The 2,149-nt window shown below is 49.7% G+C and carries 2 rRNA genes; both read right to left on the reverse strand.

Going from position 1 to position 2,149, the window contains the following annotated elements:
* Positions 1 to 172: 172 nt before the first annotated feature.
* Positions 173 to 289 (reverse strand): 5S ribosomal RNA (gene rrf / locus VIR50_RS08165).
* A 36-nt stretch (positions 290 to 325) separates the two neighbouring features.
* A 23S ribosomal RNA gene (locus tag VIR50_RS08170) occupies positions 326 to 2,149 on the reverse strand; the annotation flags it as partial.

The raw sequence follows: 2,149 nt of genomic DNA on the forward strand, positions 1-2,149 counted from the left end.
GATGACCTCCTTTTGTTCTTTAGATTGGCTGACGAAACCTTTTCTATTGTATCAAAAGGAGGTCTTTTTTGTCATACTCATCGCTAAAAGCTTTTCTGAACACACCTGCATAGCAGGTGGTTTTCTTTATACAATAAAAAAGCACTAAGCCATTTGCTTAGTGCTTTAACTTACCTGGCGACGACCTACTCTTCCACACCGTCTCCAGTGCAGTACCATCGGCGCTTTGAAGCTTAACCATCGTGTTCGGTATGGGAACGGGTGTTACCTTCAAGCCATAATCACCAGATTTGTTCTTTCAAAATTGCACAGTGATAATAAATATTTGATCAAGCCCTCGACCTATTAGTATTGGTCAGCTGAATACATTACTGTACTTACACCTCCAACCTATCAACCTGATAGTCTTTCAGGGGTCTTACTAGCTTACGCTATGGGAAATCTAATCTTGAGGTGGGCTTCACGCTTAGATGCTTTCAGCGTTTATCCCTTCCCAACATAGCTACCCAGCTGTGCTCCTGGCGGAACAACTGGTGCACCAGAGGTTGGTCCATCCCGGTCCTCTCGTACTAAGGACAGCTCCTCTCAAATTTCCTACGCCCACGGCGGATAGGGACCGAACTGTCTCACGACGTTCTGAACCCAGCTCGCGTGCCGCTTTAATGGGCGAACAGCCCAACCCTTGGGACCGACTACAGCCCCAGGATGCGACGAGCCGACATCGAGGTGCCAAACCTCCCCGTCGATGTGGACTCTTGGGGGAGATCAGCCTGTTATCCCCGAGGTAGCTTTTATCCGTTGAGCGATGGCCCTTCCATACAGAACCACCGGATCACTAAGCCCGACTTTCGTCCCTGCTCCACCTGTATGTGTCGCAGTCAGGCTCCCTTCTGCCTTTGCACTCTACGCGCGATTTCCGACCGCGCTGAGGGAACCTTTGGGCGCCTCCGTTACCTTTTAGGAGGCGACCGCCCCAGTCAAACTGCCCACCTAGCAATGTCCTGTGACCAGATTCATGGCCTCCAGTTAGAATTCCAGTACTGTCAGGGTGGTATCCCAAGGACGACTCCACGAAAGCTGACGCCCTCGCTTCTAAGTCTCCCACCTATCCTGTACAGACAATACCGAAATTCAATGCTAAGCTACAGTAAAGCTCTACGGGGTCTTTCCGTCCAACCGCGGGTAGCAAGCATCTTCACTTGCACTACAATTTCACCGGATTTATTGCCGAGACAGTGCTCAAATCATTACGCCATTCGTGCGGGTCGGAACTTACCCGACAAGGAATTTCGCTACCTTAGGACCGTTATAGTTACGGCCGCCGTTTACTGGGGCTTAAGTTCATAGCTTCGCTTGCGCTAACTATTCCCCTTAACCTTCCAGCACCGGGCAGGCGTCAGCCCCTATACATCAGCTTACGCTTTAGCAGAGACCTGTGTTTTTGATAAACAGTTGCTTGAGCCTATTCACTGCGGCCTACTCTCGTAGGCACCCCTTCTCCCTAAGTTACGGGGTCAATTTGCCGAGTTCCTTAGCAATAATTCTTCCGACGACCTTAGGATTCTCTCCTCATCTACCTGTGTCGGTTTGCGGTACGGGCACCACTTTGCTCCATAGAGACTTTTCTTGGCAGCGTGGAATCAGATACTTCGCCAAAATAGGCTCCCCATCACACCTCAGGCTTAATGTTAAGCGGATTTGCCTACTTAACACCCTAAGTGCTTAGACGCACATCCAATAGTGCGCACATCCTATCCTCCTGCGTCATCCCATTTGTCAAACGCATTATGGTGGTACTGGAATATCAACCAGTTGTCCATCACCTACGCCTTTCGGCCTCGGCTTAGGTCCCGACTAACCCTGGGAGGACGAGCCTTCCCCAGGAAACCTTAGATATTCGGTCAACAAGATTCTCACTTGTTTTTCGCTACTTATGCCAGCATTCTCACTTCTGTACTGTCCACCACTCCTTACGGTATGACTTCAACCTGTACAGAAAGCTCCTCTACCACGTGTACAAAGTACACATCCATAGCTTCGGTGGTAAGTTTGAGCCCCGTTACATCTTCGGCGCAGGATCTCTCGACTAGTGAGCTATTACGCACTCTTTAAATGAGTGGCTGCTTCTAAGCCAACATCCTAGTTGTCT

It is taken from the genome of Prevotella sp. (assembly GCF_036570325.1).
Taxonomy (GTDB): Bacteria; Bacteroidota; Bacteroidia; order Bacteroidales; family Bacteroidaceae; genus Prevotella.